This window comes from Staphylococcus sp. 11511212, from assembly GCF_011394755.1.
Taxonomy (GTDB): domain Bacteria; phylum Bacillota; class Bacilli; order Staphylococcales; family Staphylococcaceae; genus Staphylococcus; species Staphylococcus chromogenes.
Genome location: NZ_JAANBQ010000003.1, coordinates 370,770 through 393,117, shown reverse-complemented (window position 1 = coordinate 393,117; position 22,348 = coordinate 370,770). Strand labels below are relative to the sequence as shown.

The 22,348-nt window shown below is 34.9% G+C and carries 20 protein-coding genes and 1 other RNA gene; 4 read left to right on the top strand and 17 right to left on the bottom strand.

Annotated features, from left to right (window positions below):
• Positions 1-17 precede the first annotated feature (17 nt).
• The 4 genes from G8Y84_RS03375 to G8Y84_RS03360 form a co-directional block, all read right to left on the bottom strand.
• Positions 18-971 carry a thymidylate synthase gene (locus G8Y84_RS03375; protein WP_165806116.1) on the bottom strand — a complete coding sequence of 318 codons (954 nt, stop codon included), beginning with the start codon at positions 969-971 and terminating at the stop codon, positions 18-20.
• A 213-nt stretch (positions 972-1,184) separates the two neighbouring features.
• Complete coding sequence (gene brxA / locus G8Y84_RS03370) at positions 1,185-1,625, bottom strand: bacilliredoxin BrxA (RefSeq protein WP_037573677.1); 441 nt, start codon at positions 1,623-1,625, stop codon at positions 1,185-1,187.
• A gap of 18 nt (positions 1,626-1,643) precedes the next feature.
• Positions 1,644-2,762, bottom strand: coding sequence for a virulence factor (locus G8Y84_RS03365; RefSeq protein WP_105996599.1), 1,119 nt, complete (start codon positions 2,760-2,762; stop codon positions 1,644-1,646).
• 10 nt (positions 2,763-2,772) lie between these two features.
• Positions 2,773-2,958: a zinc-finger domain-containing protein gene (locus G8Y84_RS03360; protein ID WP_037573683.1), complete on the bottom strand. Its 186-nt coding sequence runs from the start codon at positions 2,956-2,958 to the stop codon at positions 2,773-2,775.
• Between the two features lie 249 nt (positions 2,959-3,207).
• On the opposite strand from G8Y84_RS03360, the gene G8Y84_RS03355 reads away from it, so the two are divergent.
• Together G8Y84_RS03355 and G8Y84_RS03350 are read left to right on the top strand one after the other, a co-directional pair.
• The gene (locus G8Y84_RS03355; protein ID WP_103159448.1) at positions 3,208-3,921 is read left to right on the top strand and encodes a queuosine precursor transporter; all 714 of its coding nucleotides are present in this window, start codon (positions 3,208-3,210) and stop codon (positions 3,919-3,921) included.
• 189 nt (positions 3,922-4,110) lie between these two features.
• Entirely contained in the window at positions 4,111-4,536 is a 426-nt protein-coding gene (locus G8Y84_RS03350; RefSeq protein ID WP_037573689.1) for a ribonuclease HI family protein, read from the top strand.
• A 28-nt stretch (positions 4,537-4,564) separates the two neighbouring features.
• Here G8Y84_RS03350 and G8Y84_RS03345 read toward each other — a convergent pair whose 3' ends face one another.
• From G8Y84_RS03345 to G8Y84_RS03310, 8 genes are all read right to left on the bottom strand, one after another.
• A complete protein-coding gene (locus G8Y84_RS03345) occupies positions 4,565-5,452 on the bottom strand; it encodes a 5'-3' exonuclease (protein WP_103159450.1) in 888 nt (295 codons plus the stop codon).
• Complete coding sequence (locus G8Y84_RS03340) at positions 5,449-8,910, bottom strand: dynamin family protein (RefSeq protein ID WP_037573694.1); 3,462 nt, start codon at positions 8,908-8,910, stop codon at positions 5,449-5,451. Before G8Y84_RS03340 ends, G8Y84_RS03345 begins: the two co-directional genes overlap by 4 nt.
• 151 nt (positions 8,911-9,061) lie before the next feature.
• Positions 9,062-9,976, bottom strand: coding sequence for an EamA family transporter RarD (rarD, locus tag G8Y84_RS03335; RefSeq protein ID WP_037573697.1), 915 nt, complete (start codon positions 9,974-9,976; stop codon positions 9,062-9,064).
• Positions 9,977-10,027: 51 nt separating this feature from the next.
• Positions 10,028-11,152 carry a THUMP domain-containing class I SAM-dependent RNA methyltransferase gene (locus tag G8Y84_RS03330; protein ID WP_037573700.1) on the bottom strand — a complete coding sequence of 375 codons (1,125 nt, stop codon included), beginning with the start codon at positions 11,150-11,152 and terminating at the stop codon, positions 10,028-10,030.
• A 197-nt stretch (positions 11,153-11,349) separates the two neighbouring features.
• Positions 11,350-11,731: RNase P RNA component class B (rnpB, locus tag G8Y84_RS03325), an RNA gene on the bottom strand.
• A 42-nt stretch (positions 11,732-11,773) separates the two neighbouring features.
• Entirely contained in the window at positions 11,774-12,109 is a 336-nt protein-coding gene (gpsB, locus tag G8Y84_RS03320) for a cell division regulator GpsB (RefSeq protein ID WP_037573703.1), read from the bottom strand.
• 21 nt (positions 12,110-12,130) lie between these two features.
• Positions 12,131-12,688: an SLOG family protein gene (locus G8Y84_RS03315; protein WP_165806115.1), complete on the bottom strand. Its 558-nt coding sequence runs from the start codon at positions 12,686-12,688 to the stop codon at positions 12,131-12,133.
• On the bottom strand, positions 12,681-13,013 hold the full coding sequence (locus G8Y84_RS03310) for a DUF1798 family protein (protein ID WP_165806114.1): 333 nt from the start codon (positions 13,011-13,013) through the stop codon (positions 12,681-12,683). Before G8Y84_RS03310 ends, G8Y84_RS03315 begins: the two co-directional genes overlap by 8 nt.
• A gap of 514 nt (positions 13,014-13,527) precedes the next feature.
• Between G8Y84_RS03310 and recU the strand changes: the two genes are divergently transcribed.
• Both recU and G8Y84_RS03300 read left to right on the top strand, forming a co-directional pair.
• Positions 13,528-14,154 (top strand): Holliday junction resolvase RecU, encoded by a 627-nt coding sequence (recU, locus tag G8Y84_RS03305; protein WP_037573711.1) that lies wholly within the window; start codon positions 13,528-13,530, stop codon positions 14,152-14,154.
• Positions 14,151-16,340: a transglycosylase domain-containing protein gene (locus G8Y84_RS03300; protein ID WP_037573714.1), complete on the top strand. Its 2,190-nt coding sequence runs from the start codon at positions 14,151-14,153 to the stop codon at positions 16,338-16,340. Before recU ends, G8Y84_RS03300 begins: the two co-directional genes overlap by 4 nt.
• Positions 16,341-16,455: 115 nt before the next feature.
• Here G8Y84_RS03300 and G8Y84_RS03295 read toward each other — a convergent pair whose 3' ends face one another.
• The 5 genes from G8Y84_RS03295 to G8Y84_RS03275 form a co-directional block, all read right to left on the bottom strand.
• A complete protein-coding gene (locus G8Y84_RS03295) occupies positions 16,456-16,824 on the bottom strand; it encodes a YpoC family protein (RefSeq protein ID WP_037573717.1) in 369 nt (122 codons plus the stop codon).
• Positions 16,821-17,495 (bottom strand): endonuclease III, encoded by a 675-nt coding sequence (gene nth, locus G8Y84_RS03290; protein ID WP_037573720.1) that lies wholly within the window; start codon positions 17,493-17,495, stop codon positions 16,821-16,823. Before nth ends, G8Y84_RS03295 begins: the two co-directional genes overlap by 4 nt.
• Positions 17,485-18,177, bottom strand: coding sequence for a DnaD domain-containing protein (locus tag G8Y84_RS03285; RefSeq protein ID WP_037573723.1), 693 nt, complete (start codon positions 18,175-18,177; stop codon positions 17,485-17,487). Before G8Y84_RS03285 ends, nth begins: the two co-directional genes overlap by 11 nt.
• 84 nt (positions 18,178-18,261) lie before the next feature.
• The gene (gene asnS, locus G8Y84_RS03280; protein ID WP_037573726.1) at positions 18,262-19,554 is read right to left on the bottom strand and encodes an asparagine--tRNA ligase; all 1,293 of its coding nucleotides are present in this window, start codon (positions 19,552-19,554) and stop codon (positions 18,262-18,264) included.
• A 94-nt stretch (positions 19,555-19,648) separates the two neighbouring features.
• Positions 19,649-22,333 carry a helicase C-terminal domain-containing protein gene (locus tag G8Y84_RS03275; protein WP_037573728.1) on the bottom strand — a complete coding sequence of 895 codons (2,685 nt, stop codon included), beginning with the start codon at positions 22,331-22,333 and terminating at the stop codon, positions 19,649-19,651.
• Positions 22,334-22,348: the final 15 nt, after the last annotated feature.

The following is a 22,348-nucleotide window of genomic DNA, read 5'->3' as shown; positions in this document are numbered from 1 at the left end:
TTGTTTTTACATTATGATTATACAGCAATAGGTGCTTTTATCATGGGATGACTTTGATAATTAATGATTTCTAAATCCTCGTATTCAATGTCAAATATAGACTTATCTGTGTTTATTTTTAACGTTGGCGGTTGATAGCTCGTACGTGATAATTGCGTTTTTACTGCATTAATATGATTACTGTAAATATGTGCATCTCCAAATGTATGAATGAATTCCCCAACCTCTAAGCCACATTCTTTTGCAATTAAGTGTGTAAGTAAGCTATAGCTTGCGATATTAAAAGGAACACCTAGAAATATGTCTGCACTTCTTTGGTAAAGTTGACAACTTAACGTATTATCTTGGACATAAAATTGAAAAAGTGTGTGACAAGGGGGTAATGCCATTGAATCAATTTCGGCGGGATTCCATGCACTTACAATGTGTCGTCGAGAATTAGGATTTGTTTTAATCCCCTCAATAAGATTTTTCAATTGATCAATACGTTGACCGTTGGGGCCATTCCAATTTCTCCATTGCTTACCATATACATTCCCTAAATCTCCGTATTTTTGCATAAAGTCATCGTCATTTAAGATTTTTTGTTTAAACTCGGACATTTCTGCTTGATAGACTTCGTTGAAATTAGAATCTTTTAGTGCACGGTGTCCGAAATCTGTCATATCAGGACCAGTATATTCCTCGGATTGTACATATTTTTCAAAGGCCCACTCATTCCAAATATTGTTGTTATACTGAAGCAAATAGCGTAAATTAGTATCTCCTCGTATAAACCATATCAATTCAGTTGCTATTAATTTGAATGAAACTTTCTTAGTTGTTAATAACGGGAATCCTTCTTTTAAATTAAATCGTAACTGGTGCCCAAATTTTGAAAGTGTGCCAGTCTTTGTACGATCATCTTTAGATAGACCCGCATTTAAAATATCTTCACATAAAGAATGATATGCTTGATCGAATGGATTCATCGTCGTCACCTCTTTCATTTATAAACAATCATAAATTATTTAGTTCTTATTATAAATTAAAAAGTGAGATAAGGCTTGGATTTTGATGCCGTCACTCACTTTTCTTGATAAATAGTAAAACTTTATAAGAGTAAAACCAATGAAATTTTGATTGAGCACACATCTAAGTACTCAATTTTGTGTCTTGTGTGCTTTTTTAATAGCTATCTGCGCTTAAGCATCACAATGCGTATCAAACGCATCTTTGATATCCATGGCAATGTCATTGATATCTCTGCCTTCGATATGTTCACGAGGGATAAAATGGACTAATTGGTTGCCTTTAAATAAGGCATATGATGGGCTAGAAGGGACTTGTTGAATATAGTCACGCATCTTAGCTGTCGCTTCTTTGTCTTGGCCTGCAAATACAGTGACTTTGTGCGTAGGCTTTTTCTCGTTTTGTTCCGCAACGGCAACAGCCGCAGGGCGAGCAAGACCAGCAGCACAGCCACATGTAGAATTAATGACAACGAATGTCGTTTCATCTTCATTGACAGTGTTCATATAGTCCTCCACGGCTTGATCGGATTCAAGACTTTTAAACCCATTATCTGTTAATTCTGAGCGCATTTGTGTCGCAAGTTCTTTCATATATGCATCATAAGCATTCATAAAATAACATCTCCCAATTTATTTATTATTGCGATTAGCAATTTGTTTCCACACACTTCCGAGTGCTTCCTCACCATTCTCGATTCTTGCAATAGCCATTTCAATTTGGAGCTTTACCTCGTAGGCTTCATCATTTTGATGTGCTTTTAAACTTGGTAATTGTTCAACGCCACCTTCATCGAAAATAAACATCGCAGCACGCCAACGTACAATCTTTTGTGAATCGGAGAGTGCTTTTTCCATCTCAGGTAAAGCCTCTTTAAAACCTAAATCACTAAGACCATCTCCTGCAGTTCGTCTTACTGCCGGACTTTTATCATTTAAACCTTCATAGAGATAAGGTAGCGTATTTTTATCTTCTATCATACTTAATAAAACAACAGCTTCACGTCTCAAAGGTACCTTTTCTTCGTGTAATGCCGCTTGTAATAGTGGATAGTCTTCCTGAGTAGGTGTAGGAAATGATTTCAACATACGTAACCGTGATTTCCAGTCTGTAGTATGTTGATACGTCTCTAGTGTAACATGTTTATATTCTTTTTGAGGTACGAATGTTTCTGTTGCTTGTGCAGCTTTTACATATTCATCTAAAACATCATCTGGGTATAAAGCGAGAACTTCTGATTCAACTTCTTTCATAACCTCTTCCATGTTTCCGTAACGAATTCCGAGTGCGTCCCATTTACGCAAAAATACAACATTATCCTCTGGTTTTTGGGATGTATTCATCGCTTGAATAAAGTTATCAGGGAGCTGTTGCCGTAATTCTTGTTGTCCTGAGGTCAATTTGATTTGATAAGGAATATTTTTAAATTTGAGTAATTCTACTTTAATTTCACCAAAATGAATATCAGGTTCAGGTGTTGTAGATGTCTCTGAATTTTCACCGTTAATGACTTCAGTGACTTTTGGCAAAATTTTTTCCCAATCTGCTTTAGGCATTTTATCAACAGCAATAAAATCTAGAACATGGAAAACTGATTTAACCTCATCAATTTCTAAAATTTGATTTATAAATGCAGGTTGGCCCTCTTTTACCTCTGTATATGTTTTAGATTTTTGATCTTCACGTTTTTGCGATAAAACAATTTTCATTGTATTCGGACTTGGTGTTGGTTCTACTTTAACAATTTCCATGATACGCCTCCTATTGTAATTCGTTCCCTAATTGTTGTATTTGTTTGCCAACAGAACATTCACTAATACAGAAATGATGTGCTTGGGTCTTATTTTGAGATTTACGAATATGCGTTTTAATCATACAATGCTCACAATATTGATTCATCAGTTGATCAATCTGCGAAATGGCTCTTTTTTTGGATTCCGTAATCACACCCACCGCTCCTTTAAAAATATAGCGCAATACAATAAACATTATCCTAACATGTAATTTCAATTCTATGAAGTCAAAGGTTTTAAGAACGTCCTTTCCATATATAAACCTATGATTTACGTCAAACACTATTGAAATTTTGACGATTTTTCCTTAATATAAATAAGTTGACATGTCACACAAAACGACATTCAAAATCTAAAAAGCGGTTTCTAAACACCCGCTTTATCAAAATTTAGGAGGTAGGAAATGTTTAACGAATGGTTAGGCCTTATCGCATTTTTAACAACTTTTTTACTTATGGTCTTAATGTTTCGGGTATTTGGCCCTCAAGGATTAATAGTCTGGGTAGCGATTGGTACCATTATTGCGAATATTCAAGTTTTAAAAACAGTCGATTTATTGTCCATTTCAGCTACATTAGGAAATGTTATGTTTGCATCTATTTATTTAGCGACCGATATCTTAAATGATATTTATGGACGCAAAATAGCGAAACGGGCTGTATGGATGGGCTTCTTCTCAACAATAGTGATGATCATTTTGATGCAGATTTCTTTAACATTCCAACCGAGTGAAGCGGATATCTCACAACACGCTTTAGATACAATTTTTGGTTTAGTCCCAAGAATTGCGCTAGCCTCTATCATCGCCTATATTATCGGTCAATATGTAGACGTATTTATTTTTAGCTGTATAAAGCGGATTTTCAGTTCTGATAAAACGTTTTTCATTCGTGCCTATGGGAGCACAATGTTAAGTTCGATTATTGATACAGGTCTGTTTGTGATGATTGCATTTTTTGGGGGTCCCTTACCTAATGATGTCGTATTTGAAATTTTTGTAACGACGTATGTACTAAAATTAATCTCTACGATTTTTAATGTCCCTTTTGGATATTGGGCAAAACATCTTTATAGAAAAGGCAAAATTAAATCAATACTACAAGAAGACACTCGATAATTTCAGAAGAAGATATGTTTGAATTTAATATATTATAAATTAAATTATGGAGTATCACGCTAACTTTTTTGTAGATTAAGATTGAGACATAACGTACACTTTAAATTAGAAAGCCATTAACATTGATTTTCCGATAAATGTTAATGGCTATTTTTAATCACATGTTATAATAACAAAGAGGTGTTTAAAATGGCCAAAATTTATTTTGATGCTGCGACAAAAGGAAATCCAGGGATGAGTACATATGGCGTAGTCATCGTTGACGAACAGCAAAGATTTCAGTATTCCGATGTGATTGGCGAAAAAGAAAATCATGAGGCAGAATGGGAAGCCCTATTGGTCGCATTAAACCAAGCGGCTCGTCTGAATATAACGAATGCATTAATTTATACCGACTCAAAACTCATAGAAGATGCGGTACAACGTAAATTTGTAAAAAATATAAAATATAAAAACTACTTAAACCAATATCTCAAAATATCTCAACAATTTGAGCTATGCTTTGTAAAATGGGTCCCAAGGGAGCAAAATAAAGAAGCTAATATGCTTGCTCAAACAAAATTACATCAATATTCAAAACAAAATAAAATCCAAAAGAAGAAACGTTTCACATGAATTAGGCAAGTTCATGTGAAACGTTGTTTTATTGATATAAAGATTTTATATATTTGTAAGAAACTTTCAGTTCATGTGCCGCGCAAATTTGTAACGCTTTTTCAATGTCATGATGATAACGGGTATGTTGTTCAAGTTCATCATAATCGAGAGGAACATTCACTTCAATTCTGGCCAATTGTTTAGAAAGTTTTAAATCCTCGATATGACTAGAAATTTTCTTTTGTTGGCCCGGTGTCAGTTCTGATAGATTTTCGAGAACATGCTCGACTGAACCATACTGTTGAATTAATTTAATGGCTGTTTTCTCCCCTATGCCTTTTACCCCTGGGTAGCCATCTGCTGTATCTCCCATAAACGCTTTGATGTCTACAAGTTGATGGGGTTGAAGTTGATATTGATTGTAAAATACATCATGCGTGTATTTGAGGTACTCTGTAAAGCCTTTCTTAATCAACCATACTTCAACTTGGTCTGAAACACATTGAAGTAAATCTCGATCACCTGTAATGATAATAACTTTTGCGTCGTCTTCTTGCGTATAATGACGAGCCATTGTTCCCATGACATCATCTGCTTCAAAATTCAAAATGCCAATATTGTGGAATTCGAGTGCTTCTGAAATTTGTTTAACATGATCGAATTGAGGTTTAAGTTCCTCTGGAGGCTCCGGACGATTGTTTTTATAATCCTCAAAAAGTTCATTGCGGAACGTAGATTTCCCCATATCCCAACAAATTGCGATATGTGTAGGTTGTGCTAATTGAATCGCTGTATAAACATGGCGTACAAATCCTTGTGTCCCATTTGTAGGTGTTCCTTCAGAATTTCTCATATACTGTTTGTGCACACTTGTGGCGTAAAAATGTCTGAATAAAAGTGCCATGCCATCAATTAATAAGATTTTTTTGTTCATAAAGTGTCTTCCTCGATTTCTAAAATGGTCTTTAATTTAGGAGTAGTAACTTTTAATTGTTGTACTAGAGCATTATCAATTTTGAATGATAAAACTTCTTGAATTTCTTTTTGTGCTAATTCTTCAAGATGGGCGATATAGTTGTTAGCTTGTGTATTTAATGTTTCAATTAATCCCATTAACGCTGTATTTAAAGCGTTTAATGGCTGTTGCAATTGTTCTATCGTCTGATCCTTTATTGCCTCTTGAATTTCTTTTTGTGATTGTATTTGGATAATTCTTTTTTTAGTTAACTGCTTAGGTAAAGCGTTGACAAAAGACTCCAAGTCTATTTTAAGAAAGGCTGTTTCAAGTTGATCAAGTTGAAATGATGCCTCATCTTGAATCAGAACATGATGTTCTTGAAGTGTCTTTAAAGTTGGAACAAGTTGGTGGTTCAATTGCTCCGTATAGAATTTTTTTATGCGTTCAACAAGTAATGTTTGTTCCAAATACAGTTTTTGTTGAATTTGATCTAAATATATTTTTGAAGCAGTGACTTTTTCTTTTTTAAAATCATCCGTGTTCGTCATATGACCATTAAATACAGATTTAACATCATCCAACAATTGTATATTCAAACGTTGCTCTAAATGGTACATTTGGTCTTCGATTTCATTATGAGTTTTTTGAGACGTCGTGGTGATCACTTTCTCTTCAAAAACGTGAGGTGTAGAAAGCGCTTTTAACTGTTGATGTTGTTTTTCAATACGTGAAGCATTGCTTTCAAAGTCATGAATTGTCGTCATGAAAGACTGATACATGTAATAGAATTGACGTTCGATATTAGATGCTAATACGGATTTGGACTCGACTTCACTAAACTGCTGGATGGATTTCTTCAATAACTCAACGCCTTCATCCCCGTCTAATAAAGCATTTCGACTTGAAACGCCAAAAATTTCTGGCGTCATTCCTACGTCGTTCAAGGCATGCGTCACATAATCAAGTACTGCTTTTTTATCCGCTTCATTTTCTGCTAAATCAGTGGCGTTAACGATCATTTTGAAGGATTGATTTTCCATAAGTTGATTCATGTCCTTCATATGTTGTATGAAAGCTTTATCATTGTCTGTGAAGGAATGATTGAAGTAGCTCACGTATAGAATTAAATCTGACGTTGTTAATATTTTTTCAGTTTCATTAGTATGACGCTGATTATTGGAATGTAATCCAAGGGAATCGACAATAATTTTATCTTTAAGCCACGCTAACGGTAACTGAATATGCACAGTATTTACAAAAGTTGCAAATTGATCTTCGGCACTCCATTTTTTAATCTCTTCTTTAGCAATTTCCATCGTATAGCTATGTTGTGTTAAGGATTCATATAAAGCGTAGTTATTTTCAACTGCTTGAATAAACGCTAAACGATTTTTATCTATTTGGGCTTTAAGTTTCTGCTTGTCTGCTTCTAAAAAGGAACTCATAGAATCAAATTGAAAACCCACAAGTTCTGTCACATGGTTAATCTCTTCTAAAAGGGCTTCTTTCGTTTTAAAGGTAATGGTATTCTTATTCCCGTAAGAAATCTCTGTTGTTGCAGCTGTCGTTGGATTAGGAGAACTCACTAAATACGGTCCTCCAAGTAATGCATTAATGAGACTACTCTTACCGGCACTAAATGTACCAAACACCCCAATTTTGATGATTTGATGGTCCATTCGATCTAATGTACGACGAATATTTTGAAGGGTTGATTGGAATAAAGGCACATCTTCAAGTACACTTAGAGCGGTTTCAAACTTTTGCGTTCGTGACGTCGTTGAAGTTGTGACTGTTGAAGCTTCCAGCTGCTTGTTGTTCTGAGGTGTTTCACTTTGATTAGGTGTGTATTCAATCCGCGTTCTGTCAATGAGTTTATCTAAGGAATCGTCAATATGAATATAATAATGTCGATAATTTTTTGTATCTAAAGAATGTTTTAAATCTCGTAACTTGATATACGTCTCATAATCCGTACGTTCAGGCAACGCTGTGTGTGACGACTCAGGAACTTCAACAGAAGCGACAATCTCTTGATCAAGTGGTTCAGAAGATTGAAGGATGTACTGCCGTATACGTTTTAATAAATCATCAGCAAAGGTAAGCACGTATTGGTTAGTAATCTGTATTTGTTCTTGATAAAGATCTGTCACTATTGTTTCAGAAAGTTGGAAGTCTTGATTGACAATCCGTTTATTTAATTCTTCATTTGTGATAAAACGCGTTAAATAGGACATATCTTCTCGCATAGGTTTAGCGATTTCTTGAGTCACTTTAGTTTGTAAGACACTCATTAAAGCATGAAGACGTGCGGCACGGGCTTCGTCGATTTTTTTCTGCTTTTGAAAAAAGCCGCCCACTTTGAAATCTTTGGTCATACTTTCCAAATAATCTCGGATATGTTCTCGTGTATCGTGCGTCATGACATAAGCGTTATCAATAATATTTTTTCGCTTCGTTGATAAATCTGATTTGAGTTCTTCAGGGTGACTTAGAAGTTGAGATTCTTGGTTTACTGATTCATTTTGCAAGTATGTTTCATAAGCAGTGTCAAATGATGCCGCTTCAACCTCTAAACGTTCGAGACAGTCCTCCATTTGCTGTTCTAAATACGCTGCTTGAGTTTCAGTGATATACTGCGTCATCCGACTGACATAATTTTCAATCGGTTCACGATGCATATCTTGATGATGGATAAAAGCTTTTAAAGCATCGAACTGATTTTCTGGGTGCTCATATTTAGTAATGTAAAAGGTGTCGACAAGGTTGATATCCCATTCTGAAATAGATTTTTCAACGCGGGACTTAAACGTTTCAAACGTAATTTCAGACTCTTGATGCTTATCTATTTGATTCACTACAAAAACGACAGGAATATTTGCATGATTGAGACGTTTCATAAACTGAAAATTCAACGCTGATTGTACGTGATTGTAGTCCACTGTATAAAAAACGATATTACTCGTATATAAAAAGCTTTCTGTACTCATACTATGAGATTGCACATTAGAATCTACACCTGGAGTATCTTGAAAAGTAAACCCTTTACGATAATCGTTAGACTTAAAACGAATATCAATCGATTCGACATGATAATTTTCTTGGTTCATCTGTTTAACTTCATCGTAGGTTTCAAGATGCGTATACTTTTGTCCTTCGATATTGGCTGTAATACCTGTATCGTCAGAAACCGTGACCAGGGCAGTATTACTTGTTGTAGGTACGGGAGAACTTGGTAAAATATCTTGACCGATTAAACGATTTATCACAGTAGACTTTCCAGCAGAAAAATGCCCTACAAATGTCATCGTATAATGTTCTAAATAGACCTTTTTAATCATTTGATTAATGGTATGTACGAAGGAGGCATGGTCTGATTTTTCTACCTCTTTTTTAAGTTTATATAGAATATCCAATTGTGCTTGATTATGCATGATTGACTCCCCTTGTTTGAATGGTTCTATATTATTGTAATATAAGTCCGACAAAGTAAAAACAAAAACTCCTTACGCAATAAAAATAACGCTCAAAAATTAAAAAAACGGGGTGGCACATCTTACTGCCGTCCCGTCATAAGAAACGTCACTATTCTTGATATTTTAAGGGTTTTGGACGTCTCTTTATTTTTATAATTTGAGAAATGATATAAACCAATATTCCTAACCAAATAAAGCTAAAAGTAATGAATTGGTCTGTATTAAAAGGTTCTTTGAAAATAAAAATCCCTAATAAAAAAATTAAAGTGGGTCCTATGTATTGAATAAAACCTATGAGTGATAGAGGAATACGAACGGCCCCAGCAGAAAATGCTAACAAAGGAACAGCAGTCACGATGCCTGAGAAAAGTAACCAAAATGATGACCAGTTAAAGCCAATGCTTAAGCTATGTTGCGTTAACATAAAGATGAAATATAAAATGGCCATAGGCGCTGTGACAATGGTTTCAATCGCAATACTACTCATCGCATTAAGAGGCACGAGTTTTTTCAAAAGTCCGTAAATCCCGAATGAAAACGCGAGTAATAATGAAACAAAAGGAAATTCTCCTATTTTTAAAGTCATATACAACACACCTATGGCTGCTAAAAGGATAGCTACCCACTCTAAGGGGTTAAATCGTTCCTTAAAGAAGATCATGGCGAGTAAAATACTAATGAGAGGATTGATATAATAACCTAAGCTCGTTTGTAACACATACCCTGCTTCTATCGCATAAATAAACGTCCCCCAGTTTAAAGTCACCACATAACCAGCAATAATAATTATCCATAGTTTTTTAGGAGAAGATACAAGTTGCTGTAAATCACTCTTAAATACAGACCATTTTTTCATTAAGGGCAATAATATCATCATAAAAACAAGTGAAAGAATGATTCTAAACATGAGCGTTTCTGTCGCATCAATGCCTTTAATGAGCGCCCAGTAGAGAGGCAAAATTCCCCACATGAAATAGGCTGAAAACGCAAATAAAATCCCCTTTTTAAAGTTTGTTTCTTGCATAAGCAGTAACCGCCCTTTCAAATAATATTTATATGACGTGTGAAACTGAACTTAATTTTTTGGGGCCCAATATTGATAATAAGTTGTCTCAATATAACCGTTAAAAAGTTTACGACGTTTTGTCGCTTTCCGGTTTACGAGATATTCAAATTCTTTATGACTCGTCATAATATATAATGAGAGTTGTGGATGTTTATGCAATAAAGTACCTAGATATTTGTACATTTCTTCTACCTCATCACGATCTCCAATACGTTCTCCATAAGGTGGGTTGCCAATAATTCCGATAGGCCCTTCATGAGAGAGCGTCAAAGTATTCACATCTTTAACACTAAATTGAATAATGTCCCCCATCCCTACCTCATCTGCGTTGGCTTTAGCGATCTCCACCATGTTGGCATCTATGTCTGAAGCATAAATTTCAATTTCTTTATCGTAGTTTGCGGCTTCATCAGCTTCAGCTCTTAAAGTATCGTATAAATCATCAGGCATAAACTCCCATGATTCCGAAACGAAACTACGATTAAATCCTGGGGCGATATTTTGAGCAATCATACAAGCTTCTATTGCGATAGTCCCTGAACCGCAAAATGGATCAATTAAAGGTGTATCGCCTGTCCAATTTGCAAGTTTAACAAGTGCTGCTGCTAATGTTTCTTTAATAGGTGCTTCGCCTTGTTTCAAACGATAACCGCGTTTGTTTAAGCCCGAACCTGAGGTATCAATTGTGAGTAAAACTTGATCTTTTAAAATATTGACTTCGATAGGATAAGTGGCGCCGGATTCTTCTAGCCATCCTGGAACATGATAGGCTTTTTTTAATCGTTCAACGATGGCTTTTTTAGTAATCGCTTGGACATCCGGGACGCTAAATAATTTTGATTTTAAACTCCGCCCTTGTACCGGGAATTTACCATCCTCACTAATTAATGTTTCCCACGGAAGTGCTTTCGTTTTTTCAAATAATTCATCGAACGTATAGGCTTCGAATTGACCAACAACGATTTTGACACGGTCTGCCGTTCTTAGCCATAAGTTGGCTTTCACAATCGCACTTTCATCCCCTTCGAAATAAATCCGCCCATTTTCTGTTCTCGTATCATAACCTAGTTCTTGGATTTCTTTTGCAACAATCCCTTCTAATCCCATAGGACAGACTGCTAATAATTGGTACATATTGAACCTCCTCATAATTGCTATTAATATCAGTTAAATTGTTGATGGCGAAGTATAGCTTAATAGATATCATTTTCTATAGAAGCGGAAAATGAAATTTTATATTATTAATGATTTGTGTCTACTCCTATTAAGTATGGCACAAAAATGATGGGGCTGGAACAAGAATTGTCCCAGCCCCTGACTAGTTGTGATATTTCTATAAGCCATGTTCTGTGCCATTGTACTCATCGTGTGCACTAGTTACACTGGTACGCCGGTCGTAATCATCTGTCTAAAAAGTGTATTTCACCTTTTCTCATCTATGCGTTCATTTCCGCTAGACAAGTGCTCCTACCAAATTTGGATTGCTCACTCGAGGGGTTTACCGCGTTCCACCTTCGTTATTTCTAACAGAAGCTACGTCACTGTGGCACTTTAAAACTATTGTAACCTTATCTTACGACTTAGGTTAGGTCATTGCCGTCAATATTACTATTGCCTTGACTTATGGTTTCATCAAGCACGAACACTACAATCATCTCAGATTGTGTGAGCATGGACTTTCCTCTATATTATCTATAGCGATTACGCAAAATATCACTCAAAAAATTATATCATTTTGTTTTGTAAATGCAATTGTTATTTGCCAAATACTGCTTTTTCAAGGTTAGAAATACGTTTTAAAATATCTACGTTACTGTTTTGGTTTGAACTTTGACTTGCAAAGCTTTTGTTATCATGTGAACGACCAGATGCCACACGAATCCGTAAATCTTCAATTTCTTTTTTTAATTTGTTATTTTGTTCTGATAACTTAATAACTTCGCTGTTTAAATCAGCCATTTTTTGATAATCCGCGATAATATCGTCTAAAAATGCATCAACCTCTTCAGGACGATACCCACGCACCATCGTCTTTTCAAAATCTTTTTCATAAATATCTTTCGCAGATAGCTTTAAAGAAACATCTGACATGATTTCTCCACCTCATTAGATTCAATTTTCTTCAGTCCATTGTAAATCATTGATAAAGCTTGTAATTTCGTCAAACGTCACAATATCACAAGTATAGTTTGTTTTTTCTGTAAAATCAACTAACTTATGTTTGAAAAACTTAGGGCTCGCCTCCTGTTCTTCGTCATAGATTAAAACGGTTAAATCGGTATGATCTAACATAAATTGATCCGCAGCTTGAAATTGATGGGGTCCTTCGTAAGGTCTGTTGTATACGCTGTTGACGTAATCAGCGGCACTGACCATTTTTTGATAACGAAGTTGGTTAAATTCATTCCATCGTTCAGTATGATTTTCAAAAGGCGTTATCACGCCAAGTTTTAAATTTGGATAACTTGATTTTAGTTCAATCACACACTCTGCAGCCCATAATTCAATACCCAATTGACCTTGGACTAACACCCACTCTAACCCTTCTTCGATATAACTGATAAGTTTATTTGTGATGAATTTTTTTAGATAAGTGACTTCCTTTACGTCTTCTTTAAAAATATTAAGTTCATAGGATTTATACCCTGTAATATACATTGTTTTATACATGGGGAAGTCCACCCTTTGGTTGAATGTATGTTAAATCGTGATGAATGACTTTCATTTTTTCAAGAAATAATTTTTTGCTTGTAGACAGATAGTGGCATTCAACTGAAACTTCTTCTATGAGTTTAATTAATTGTTGTAATTTGTGGTCATTAAAATAAGGGAGTGCACAAATTTGAGATTGTTTGTCATGTAAATAAAGCATCATCTCATCTACATGATGAACAAAAGGTTCAATTTCATCGTGAAAATCAAAAACTCGCCCTTCTTTTGCCAAGTTGAAACGATGAAAAATTTGTTCATTGAGATCTAAAAGTGAGTTTGGCATGTAATCCCTCCTCTTTAAAAGTTAATATCTTCTAAAAATAATCTCGCTTCAAAAAAACAGTTATAGTATAGCAATGTGAATATGACTAAATTCACCCAATATTTTATCAGTTGTATTAGAAAAAGTACTCATTTTTTTATCATCACAAAGATAAGGTTTCCTCCTCTATGATGAATGCGTAGCAGTATACGCTTTTCAATGTTTTTATCCATTTTTCAACATTCAATATGGGTAACGCATTAATAGCATTTATGATACAATAATAGCAGTTTATGAAACTTGTTCTAAGTTTCATAAAACCCTTTGTCTATTTACCTAAGTGTGACATATGCTTCTCTACTTACTTGAGTATCATAAACCTAATTATTTTAAAAATGAATTGATTTTAACGTCCAATTCTAAGCGAAGTCAGAGGTTTATTGATAAAGCGATAAAGTGTCCACTTCAAATAGCATCCAAAAGGAATAAGGTTTATTTATAAACCTAGTAAATTTTTTAGAATTTAGGTGTCGTGATGAATTATCCTAACGGTAAGCCTTTTAAGCCAAATCAGACTAAGGGCGGAATGAATTACAATCAAAAACATAGTAATATTGACTACGGCGGTCGTGGGATGTCATTAGAAAATGACATCGAACGCAGCAATCAATTTTATTTAAGAAATCAGCGGGCGGTCATTCATAAGAAACCGACGCCTATACAAGTAGTTCATGTTGATTATCCGAAACGAAGTCAGGCTGTGATTAAAGAGGCTTATTTCAGAACGCCTTCGACAACCGATTATAATGGTATCTACAATGGGTTGTATATCGATTTTGAAGCGAAAGAAACGAAAAACAAAACCTCATTTCCTTTACAAAACATACACGCACATCAAGTCAAACATATGGAACAAGTTTTATTGCAAGGTGCTATTGTTTTTTTTATTATTCGTTTTAAAATGTTAGATGAGGTATACCTATTACCATTTAAACACTTTTTGCCATTCTGGAATAGATGTCAACAAGGTGGAAAAAAATCAATTTCGGTTGATGAAATTCAAGAAAATAGTTACTATATTCCTTATCAATATCAACCTAGATTAAATTACCTCGATGCCGTTGATAAGTTGATATTAGATGAAAGTGAGGACCGCGTATGACGGAAAAGAAAAGGACTTCTAACAGTTCATCTCAGAAGTCCGGTCAAAAAAAGAATAAGAACATCAAGCGTACGATTATTAAAGTGCTAAGTTTTATCGTACTTGCTGGAGTAATCTTAGGTTTACTTGGCATTTTGCTATTTGCCTATTATGCATGGAAAGCACCTGCTTTTAACGAAGCAAAACTTCAAGATCCTGCTCCTGCTGAAATTTACGATAAAGACGGACAATTAGTGAAAAAGCTTGATAATGGTGCACGGCGTGAACATGTGGATTTAAAAGATGTACCTCAACAAATGAAAGATGCCGTTTTAGCGACTGAGGACAATCGTTTTTATGATCACGGTGCGCTAGATTATAAACGTTTATTTGGGGCTGTTTTGAAAAACTTCACTGGTGGATTTGGTGCGCAAGGGGCATCTACGTTAACACAACAAGTTGTTAAACGTACGTTCCTAACCGATCAAAAATCTATCGAGCGTAAAGCGCAAGAAGCTTATTTATCCTATCGCTTAGAACAAGAATATTCAAAAGATGAAATATTCCAAATGTACTTGAATAAAATTTATTATTCAGATGGCGTATATGGGATTAAAGCAGCAGCTAAGTACTACTTTAATAAAGATATTAAAGACTTGAATCTAGCAGAGTCTGCTTATCTTGCGGGATTACCTCAAGTTCCAAACACTTATAACATTTATGATCATCCTGAACAAGCTGAGCAACGTAAAGATACGGTATTATACTTGATGGCTTATCATAACCGTATAACGGAAAAACAAAAAGAAGAAGCTCAAAATACACCGATTACCGAAAACTTAGTTCAACGTTCAGCGAGTGAACGTGAAGTAAAACCTGATGATTCAACAAAACAATATGATTCGTATGTTAACTTCGTAAAACAAGAATTGATGGCAAATCCAGAGTTTAAAAATGAAAATCTTTCAGACCTCTTAAATAGCGGTATTAAGATTTACACGAACATGGATAAAAACGCCCAAGATACGCTACAAGATCGTGTCAATAATGGTGGGTTTTATAAAAATGAAGACCAACAAGTAGGTGCAACAATTGTAGATAGTAAAACGGGTGGCCTAGCAGCAATTTCTGGTGGTAGAAATTATGAAGATGTCGTTGAACGTAACCAAGCAACGGATTTACATCCAACAGGTTCAACATTAAAACCATTCTTAGCTTATGCGCCAGCGATTGAAAATCTTCAATGGGCAACGAATCATGCATTACAAGATGAAGCAGCTTACAATGTTGATGGTGGTACATTTAGAAACTATGACCAAAAGAGTCATGGTACAGTCGCAATGTATGATGCTCTGCGTCAAAGTTTTAACATTCCTGCCCTAAAGACTTGGCAACAAGTTAAAGAACAAGCAGGTAGTGATGCACCGACTGATTTTGCTAAAAAAGTTGGTCTTGAATACGAAAATACAAATATTGGACCTTCTGAAGTACTAGGTGGCTCTTCTTCAGAATTCTCCCCTACTCAGCTTGCATCGGCCTATGCATCGTTTGCAAATGGTGGAGAATATAATAAAGCACATGCTATTAAGCGTGTAGAAGAAGGCAACGGTAATACAATTGAATTTGATCATACAAGTCACAAAGCAATGCAAGATTACACAGCTTATATGATTACAGATATTCTTAAAGGAACATTTAAACCTTATGGATCGGCTTATGGTAATAATCCAGGATTTAATGTTGCAGCTAAAACAGGTACAGGTACTTATGGTTCAGAAATTTACCAACAATATAACTTACCTGACTCAGCTGCCAAAGATGTTTGGATTGCAGGTTACTCACCGAAATATACAATGTCAGTTTGGATGGGCTTTAACCAAGTAAAACCTTATGGTACAAACTCATTTGTCGGTAGCAGTGAGCAAAAATTACCTCAAGAGTTATTTAGAGAGGTCATGTCAAGCATCCACCCACCAGGATACAATGAAGATTTCCAACGTCCTGATTCTGTTGGTGGAAGCGACAAGAGCTTATATGTCGCAAATTCGCCAGATAACAATACAACTAGTAACTTCACTGAAAGTAGTGGCGGTACAAATGCTGGTGGCGGTACAACAAGCTCAAGTGGCACAACAAATAATAGCGCTTCGCAACAAACAAATACAGCCGGCCCAACTGGTTTCATTAGAAACTTCTTCGGCTTCTAATTAAAAAAACACCCTGACGCAAAATTGCGTCAGGGTGTTTTTTTTATATGAACATTAACAGATAAAATTCACGTACCTAGAGAGGCAGTGTAATTGCTTTAATTGTTATTAATAGCTACTCCAAATTTGAAGTCTCTGAAGTAGTATTATTTGTGTCGTTTTTCATTTGAAAACGCACACGATAAGCAGCGTGCATTTTGATAAGCTCTTGTTTGAGTGTCTTCATTTGTTGATAGCCCATATAATGATGTTTTCTTTGTTGTATATAAGATAATCGATCTTCAATGTTTATCGGATGAATTTTTAAAGGTTGATTTTCTATTTGTTTGATAGCATCGATATCATTGATGGTTGTAAAATAATCTATAAGCAATTCATAATATTGATCGAGTAAATCAAATGAGGGGGCTTTACCGACTTGTCGTTTCTTTGCCAATGCGTCTAATTGTTCTTCGAGAACCTCAAATTGCTTAGGATTGCTCATGATGACAGACCTCTTGTCGCTCTTAAAATAGATTTGTATCTTTTTTGACCTTCACGACAATCATCAAAAAGCGGACACTCTCCACATTTAGGTTTGCGTGCTTGACAATGATAACGTCCAAAGAAAATAAGTTGGTGGTGACTTTTAGTCCAGCGATCTTTTGGAATAATTGAGGTTAATCTACGTTCAACTTCACTTACACTATCATTCCAACGGCATATTCCTAAACGTTTTGATACACGCTCAACATGTGTATCGACTGCTAGTGCTGGTTCACCAAAACCGACACTCATCACGACATTAGCTGTTTTGCGACCCACACCCGCCAAGCTTTCTAGCTCAGCATGTGTATGTGGCACTTCACCGTCAAATTTATCAATCAGTGATTGCGATAACTTCTGAATATTTTTGGCTTTGTTGCGATATAAGCCGATGCTTCGAATATCATTTTCTAACTCATTGTGGTCAACTTGAAGATAATCTTCAGGTGTATGATATTTTTCAAATAAATTTTTTGTAACTCTATTCACTGCATTGTCTGTGCATTGGGCAGACAATAAGACCGCAATAGTTAATTCGAATGGATTTTTATGATTTAGTTCACATTCGGCATCAGGAAACATTTTATCAATAGTATCAATCATTTCTAAAGCTTTTTTCTTACTTACCATTTGGCGACTCCCCATTTAACCAATCAAACTTAGGGAAATTTTCTATTTTTTTAGGTCCCTGTTGAGATTGTTTTTTAAATTTTGCCCGTATCGGTTTCGTATCTGCAACTGTTGAAACATGATTTTTTTGCCAATTTAGCAATATACGATCGATATATTTGAGACTTAGTTTGTTATGACTCAATGCTTCATCAACAGCTGTCTCGATTAGATCAATTGGATATTGGTCAACATCTAACCATTGTGTTAACGTCTCAATTTCAAGTGGTGACAATGCACGTCCAAAAGCAGATTCAACTTTTGAAAAAAGTGCTTTAAACTGAGAGGCTTCATGCGCTTTTTCTTGTTGTTGCTCTTCTTTATTGAGCAATTGTGCGAATTGATGAAAAAAGCCATCTAAATTGATGAATTCGGAAAACTTACCTTCTGCATTTTTTTCCACTGTCATTGATAATAAATCAAGTCGAATTAATTTTTGAATAATCATCGTGACTTCAGTCTCTTGCATGGTTGTCCCCTGTTTTAATATATCTATTGAAGGTTGTAAGTTAGATATTTCATAAGCATGCAAAATCTTAATCAAAATTATCAAATCTGCCTCATTTAATCCAAGCGAATGATAGTGATTTAACAATTCATATCGAATGACAACTGGGCGGATTTGAAGCTCTCTTGCATTCATTTCGTCACCTTCTTTCAATGTTGATATAAAAAGACCAAGCTCAATTTGAATGGAATGAGACTTGGTCTAAAAGTCAATCAATTTCTAAGGATATAAACGGTTTAATAAACGTGGGAATGGTGATGTTTCACGAACATGTTCTACGCCAGAAATCCATGCGACTGTTCGCTCCAATCCAAGTCCGAAACCACTGTGTGGTACAGAACCATATTTTCGTAGATCAAGATAATATTGATAACTTTCAGTATCTAACTGATGTTCATCAATACGTTGTTCTAATAAATTCAAATCATTAATACGTTCTGACCCACCAATAATTTCACCGTAGCCTTCAGGTGCTATTAAATCCGCACATAAGACTGTATCTTCATTTTCAGGATTAGGTTGCATGTAGAACGGTTTGATTTTTGTTGGATAGTTGACAATAAATACAGGGAGGTCATAATGATTTGCAATCGCTGTTTCATGAGGGGCTCCAAAATCATCGCCCCATTCAATATCATCAAATCCTTCTTTGTGTAAAAAGTCGATGGCATCATCATAGGAAATTCTTGGGAATGGTGCGTTGACTTTTTCTAATTTTGAAGTGTCACGTTCTAATGTTTTAAGTTCAATAGCGCAATTTTTTAGTACAGATTGCACAACATAAGAAACATATTGTTCTTGAACTTGTAAACTTTCTTCATGTGTCGTAAAAGCCATTTCAGGTTCAATCATCCAAAACTCAATTAAATGACGACGTGTTTTAGATTTTTCTGCACGGAAAGTAGGACCAAATGAGAATACTTTACCATATGCCATTGCCGCAGCTTCCATATAAAGTTGTCCACTTTGTGATAAAAATGCATCTTCATCGAAATATTTAGTATGGAATAGTTCACTTGTCCCTTCAGGTGCACTCGCCGTTAATATCGGAGGATCAATCTTTGTAAAACCATTGTTATTAAAAAATTCATAAGTTGCACGAATAATTTCGTTACGAATTTTCATTACGGCATGCTGTTTTTTTGAACGCAACCATAAATGGCGATGGTCCATTAAAAATTCTGTGCCATGGTTTTTAGGAGTAATGGGATAATCGTGTGCTTCATGTATCGTTTCGATCGATTTAACTTGCATCTCATAACCTAAATCCGAACGTTGATCCTCAGTAATTTCACCTGTAATGTAGAGGGACGTTTCTTGCGTTAATGATTTAGCAAGTTGGAACGTTTCTTCATCTACTGCTGCTTTAACGACAACACCTTGCATGAAACCTGTTCCATCACGCAATTGTAAGAAAGCGATTTTACCACTAGAGCGTTTATTAGCGAGCCACGCTCCAATTGTCACTTCTTGACCTATAAAATTTTTAGCTTCTTTAATCGTTGTTTTCATAACCAGTCTCCTATAACATTTTTACTCTTTATTATTTTATCAAAACTTAGCTTGGACTTCTACATTCATAAGATTTGTAAGGAAGTTGTTAAATTTAGTCTTTTTTTGAATTCAATTTATTTAATAATGCATCAAATTGCTTGATATTCCCTTCATAACGTTGAAATGGTTCAATTGCATCATTAAAGAAATGTCTATAATGTTGATGAATCAGTCGATTGTCAAATGAAACAACGATACCTTCATCATTTTCATTACGCAACAGTCGTCCTAATCCTTGCTTAAATCGTGACACAGCTTCAGGCAAAATGTAATCTTTAAAAATATTGTCAAACTCATCTTTAAGTAGCACAGGTTTTGCATGATATTGACTCATAAAAGGCAATTTAGTAATCATGACACATTTGATACCTGTCGCTTGATAATCAAATCCTTCAAAAAACATAGATGTTCCAAGCAGGATAGCTTTGTCAAAATGATTGAACTGCTGCACAATTTTAACATTTTGGCTAGGTTGTTGTGATAATATGACATAATCTTCAAGCGATTCCAAGTCTTGTAAATAAGCCATGACCTCGTTTAACATTTTATAACTCGTAAATAAAACAAGGCACTTCCCTTGCACGACATTTGCATAGTCAATGATATAAGAAACGATAGACTGTACGTAATCGTCATGAGACTGATAATCGTATCGCTCAATATCAGTCGGAATAAATAAATGACCTTTTGAATATTGGGAGTTGGATGATTTCATGATGAACGATTTAAAATTTTCGTCATTGAACCACTTTTTATAAGTGTCAAACGAACCATTAAAAGTCAACGTACCCGATACAAATGTAACTGAATCAAATTTCTTAAGTACTTTTTCAGTTAACGTCGTCTTAATTTTATTTTCTTTAATATGAATTTTAAGTGTTGACTTTTGATGAGTATTTTTCAATGAAATATAAAATGGTTCATCTTGATTAAGGGCGCTTTCAAAACGTTTCATTAAATCACGTACATATAATAAGTGTTTACGTATCGTTTTAACTGTTATGTGCTTCATGTTATTAAAGTTTTCAAGTGTTTGATTGATTTGATGAATGAGTCGATTTAAAGGTTGTTTAATGTGTTGTGACTCAATTTCATAAACATAAAATGTTTTTGTGCTTTCATCTTCGTAAATCTTTGATTGGTGTGATTGTTCAAATAACACATCGAAGAGATATTCATTGTCAGCATGAATCTGATCAACATCTTGTTTTATACTAAATATATCAATCGGAGGTATATCTAATTTCTGAGCTTTACGCGTGTTTTCTAAGAAGTATAATTGGCGTAATAATTTTTCCTTTTCAGATTTGCCAATTAAACCAAGTTGATACTTGATATCCGCATAGTCGACTTCTTTTATTGATTTTTCAAAAGCATAATCAGGCAGGCGATGTGCTTCATCAATAATACAGTGATTAAAAAGTTGATAGATGGTGTCATCAGGTGAAGAATACATTAAGTGTGCATGATTCGTCACTCCAATTTGAATACGGCGTGCATTTTGTTTGATATAGTGATAGTAATGAACATCATTTTTATAAGGAACATAAGTTTCAACCTTCTGATGAAAATACATTTTTTGGGCACCACGTAAATTAAGTTCCTGAATATCACCTGTTTCCGTATGAAGTAACCAGATGAGCAATTGCATTTTTAATAAATTAACTTCATAGTTAGATGTTTTTTCATCGATGATTTGGCGTACAAGACCTAACGAAATATAATCTTGTTTGCTTTTAATCATGCGTGCATGAATCTGTGTATCTAAAGCACGATTGATGACAGGAATGTCATGAGTCAGTAACTGATTTTGAAGTAGTTTCGTATTCGTGGAAATCATAACATGTTCTCCTGTTTCAATATGAAACATCAATGCAGCGATGAGATAGGCAAGTGATTTACCACTTCCAGTATCTGCCTCAATTAAAGTTTTCTCATTATGCATTATTTGATTAAAAATGGTTTCAGCCATATAAAGTTGAGTTTCTCGATATTGGTACCCTGCATGATTTACAATGGTTTGATAGAGGTCTTTAATATTTCCTTCAAAATGAAAATGTGTCTCCTTTAAATCAGGAATAGGTTTATAGTAAATATGACAGAATTGAGTATATAAATTTTGTTCGGTCTGTTTTGGAGCAGTACGGACTAATTCAAAGAAATAATAATCTAATTGATATTTTAGATGCTTGCTCAAAAAATAGAGTTGTTTAATAGTTTCAATAGGTAGTTTTTCAAAACGTTTAAAGGCTTTGATCATGAGTAAAGCTGTTGCACGTGCATCTTCATCTGCTCGATGTGCTTGTCCAAGTGAAATTCCCAAAGCGTCTGCCAACTCACCTAATTGATAACTTTTCTCCATAGGAAAGGCAATTTTAAATAATTCAAGTGTGTCAATCGTTTGTGCTGGCGCATAGTGAATATGACAACGTTTAAATGCGTGTTGAAGAAAATTTAAATCAAAATTCACGTTATGTGCGACGAAAATACAATTTTGCAATTTGTTATAAATTTCTTGAGCGATTGAGTTGAAATAAGGGGCTTGAGCCAACATATCTTTTTCAATAGAAGTCAATGCTTGTATAAAAGTAGGGATTTCTAAATCAGTTTTAACCATTGAATGATATTGATCTACAATTTGATTGTTTTCGACAAATGAAATGCCAATTTGAATAATTTCATCGTAGTCAACCTGATTCCCCGTTGTTTCAAGGTCAACAACGGCATATCGAGACATATTGTCCCCTCCTTT